This is a genomic window from Streptococcus danieliae, assembly GCF_013415245.1.
GTDB classification, from domain to species: domain Bacteria; phylum Bacillota; class Bacilli; order Lactobacillales; family Streptococcaceae; genus Streptococcus; species Streptococcus danieliae_A.
On sequence record NZ_JACBXX010000110.1, the window covers coordinates 1 to 3,271 of the forward strand.

Consider the following 3,271-nt stretch of genomic DNA (forward strand, 5'->3'; position numbering starts at 1 on the left):
TGGAAATCTCCGAAAGGCTGGAAATGCCGTCCCCATCAAGATAGTGTACAGAGTTTTAAGCGCAAGCTGAAGCGACTAACGACGAGGAAGTGGAGCATTGACCTAACGACACGGATTGAACGATTAAATTGGGTTATCCGCGGTTGGGTAAATTACTTCTCACTTGGTAATATGAAGACGATACTGACGCAAATAGATGAGCGTTTACGAACTCGTATCCGAGTCATTATCTGGAAGCAATGGAAGAAAAAATCGAGACGACTATGGGGACTTCTGAAACTAGGTGTTCCGAAATGGATAGCCGATAAAGTATCTGGCTGGGGTAACCACTATCAACTAGTGGCACAAAAGTCAGTCTTAAAGCGAGCTATATCAAAACCAGCCCTTACTAAAAGAGGACTGGTTTCTTGTCTAGATTTCTATCTTAAACGACATGCGTTAAAAGTTAGTTGAACCGCCGTGTGCCGAACGGCACGCACGGTGGTGTGAGAGGGACTAGAAATTAGCCTCTACTCGATTTGCCTGATAGAGGATAAAGTTCGGTTTTTCTTTCGAAATCCCCATCGAATCCCCAAAGTAAGGCCCCACTCCTCTTCCTATACTAGAACTATCAGAACTTCTATCATAATTTTTGTAAGTATATTCATTGCTTTTTAGGCTTGATTCCTTTATAATATAATTAATTCACAAACTCTTGAGAAAGGAAGGGATAGGGATTATGGAAGTGAGAAATCAACCCATTCCTCGTGCAACCGCCAAGCGCTTATCTCTTTACTATCGTATTTTTAAGCGCTTTAATACTGAAAAAATCGAAAAAGCTAGTTCCAAACAAATCGCCGAAGCTATTGGAATTGATGCCGCAACTGTTCGCAGAGACTTCTCTTATTTTGGAGAGCTAGGAAGACGAGGCTTTGGTTATGATGTCAAAAAACTCATGACCTTCTTCGCAGATCTCCTCAATGACAATAACATCACTTATGTAGCTCTTGTTGGTGTTGGAAATATGGGAAAAGCTTTACTCCACTACCGCTTTGAAGAGCGCAATAAAATGAAAATTGTCATGGCCTTTGACCGGGATGAACACGAGGCTGTAGGGACAATTACCGACGATGGAATTCCTATCTATCCCATCTCTCAACTGCAAGAAAAATTAAGCGATTCTGAGGTTAAAACTGCTATTTTAACAGTACCTAGCGTGAAAGCCCAGGAAGTTGCCAATCAGCTCGTAAATACCGGTATTAAAGGGATTCTCAGCTTCTCACCGGTTAACCTATCGGTTCCCAAAGATGTCGTTGTCCAATATGTTGATTTAACGAGCGAATTGCAGACCCTTCTCTACTTTATGAACCGATCTGAAAAAAAATAAGCAGCTATCTAAAATCGAGAACAGAAAATGTTCTCGATTTTTTGCAAGCTTCGTTTTTACAGTTGGGGCAGCCGCTCCTCCTCCCGATAGGAAAAATAAGCTTCCTGGGTGATAATCAGATGATCCAACAGTTGGATTCCCAGAGTACTGGCTGCCTCTGCCAGGATGCGGGTTACCCGATCATCATTGGGACTGGGCTTGAGAGAACCTGACGGATGATTGTGAACGATAATTAAGGAAGTTGCCATGTGTTTAACAGCATAGTGAAGTATTTCACGTGGTTCTGCTAGGCTTCGACTAACAGAGCCAATAAAAATCGTCCGTTCTTCTAAAATCTGATTACGGGTATTCAAATAAATGGCTCGGAGATGCTCCTGCCTCAAGGAACCTAATTCCTTGACCAAGCGCAGACCTAATTGATGACTGGATAGGACGGCCTGATCTTTTTTTAACCTGGCTTGATCAATCCGCTTCCCTAACTCGACCATGGCTTTTAATTCAATCGCCTTGACCAAACCAACTCCTGGAATAGCCTGTAACTCACTCAGGGTCAGGTAACGCAATTCAGCTAGGCTTGTGATATGCTTCAGCAAAAGCTGGGCAATCTCGAGTGACGATTGCCCTTTAAGCCCTGTCCTCAACAGAATTGCCAGAAGCTCTTGATTGCTTAATTGCTCGGCGCCTTCTTCCACTAGTCGCTCCCTGGGTAAAAGGGATGGACTGGCATTTTTGATCTCGTACATATCCGTCACCTCCATCTATTTATTCGAAAATTAAGCCCAACAAAAAAACGGATTTTATCCGTTTTTTTTTGGGCTCTTTGTCAACTGTAGTGGGTAGAATTTTACAATCTATAAATAGTGAGTACAATATAGCCTAAAAATGGCTTCCTTTCAATTCATATGGGATGCATTCCCTGTGGTGGGGGACGGCAGCGACCTCTGACGAGTTCCATGCCTTATTCGGGAACCGAAGTTTCCCGAATCCCCCCGATTCCAAGCTCGGTGGCTTGGAATCTTTTCAGTACGACGGGCATGTCGTATATCTGAGGTGCAAGTCCTCTGTGGGCACCTGCTACCGGTGAACCCAATAGCGACTCCCAAGCCTGACTATCGTGAGGTAGCGGGGAGAGGAAGGGATAGCGAAATCGTGGCTCTACGAACAGAAATGTGATATGAAGGCGTATGTAGTGGATGAGGAGGCTGAAAACTCTAAAGTCCCAAAAGGTAGTCGTAACCTATATGCGTAGATCACGAGAGTAAACGAGGAAAGATATACGACTTATCCCGTGAGGTCTCATGAGCGTCGTAGACGTAGTAACAACGAATCATGAGAAGTCAGCCGAACCCATAGTAGTGATGAAGTTTCTGTAATGGAAATGGAGCGAAGGGGCGAACAATTAACCGAAGTAATCCTACTTCACTTGTGTCTGTAAAAGAACGGTCTGATAGAACTGGAGACGGTCACGTATTGACTAGGAGAAGGTTCACGAATCTAAGATGTCCCTCAGACACCGAAACAAGAAAGGAATACGCACATGTCAGAATTGCTAGATAAGATATTATCTCGGAACAATATGCTTGAAGCCTATCATCAGGTAAAAAGAAACAAGGGTTCTGCTGGTATCGACGGAGTTACCATTGAGGAAATGGATAATTTCCTACGGCAACATTGGCGAGAAACCAAGGAACTTATAAAGCAGAGGAAGTACAAACCTCAACCAGTTTTACGAGTTGAAATTCCTAAGCCAAATGGTGGCGTCCGAAATCTTGGAATCCCTACAGTCATGGACAGAATGGTACAACAAGCGATTGTTCAAACCATCAGTCCAATCTGTGAAAGACACTTCTCAGAGTATAGTTATGGCTTTCGTCCCAATCGCTCTTGTGAGACAGCTATTATTCA

4 protein-coding genes are annotated in these 3,271 nt (G+C 43.5%); 3 read left to right on the forward strand and 1 reads right to left on the reverse strand.

Going from position 1 to position 3,271, the window contains the following annotated elements; translation table 11 throughout:
- Both HZY94_RS04480 and HZY94_RS04485 read left to right on the forward strand, forming a co-directional pair.
- Positions 1-453 (forward strand): group II intron maturase-specific domain-containing protein (locus HZY94_RS04480; RefSeq protein WP_306538575.1); only part of this gene is annotated, 453 nt, incomplete at its 5' end.
- Between the two features lie 265 nt (positions 454-718).
- On the forward strand, positions 719-1,366 hold the full coding sequence (locus HZY94_RS04485; protein WP_179925174.1) for a redox-sensing transcriptional repressor Rex: 648 nt from the start codon (positions 719-721) through the stop codon (positions 1,364-1,366).
- A gap of 56 nt (positions 1,367-1,422) precedes the next feature.
- On the opposite strand, the gene radC is transcribed toward HZY94_RS04485, so the two are convergent.
- The gene (radC, locus tag HZY94_RS04490) at positions 1,423-2,109 is read right to left on the reverse strand and encodes a RadC family protein (protein WP_179925175.1); all 687 of its coding nucleotides are present in this window, start codon (positions 2,107-2,109) and stop codon (positions 1,423-1,425) included.
- A 794-nt stretch (positions 2,110-2,903) separates the two neighbouring features.
- On the opposite strand from radC, the gene HZY94_RS04495 reads away from it, so the two are divergent.
- A partial coding sequence (locus HZY94_RS04495; RefSeq protein WP_257151889.1) for a reverse transcriptase domain-containing protein occupies positions 2,904-3,271 on the forward strand: 368 nt, incomplete at its 3' end.

Coding starts and splice junctions, on each gene's coding strand:
- radC (WP_179925175.1), bottom strand. CDS start 2,109: ATGTACGAGATCAAAAATGCCAGTCCATCCCTTTTACCCAGGGAGCGA.
- HZY94_RS04485 (WP_179925174.1), top strand. CDS start 719: ATGGAAGTGAGAAATCAACCCATTCCTCGTGCAACCGCCAAGCGCTTA.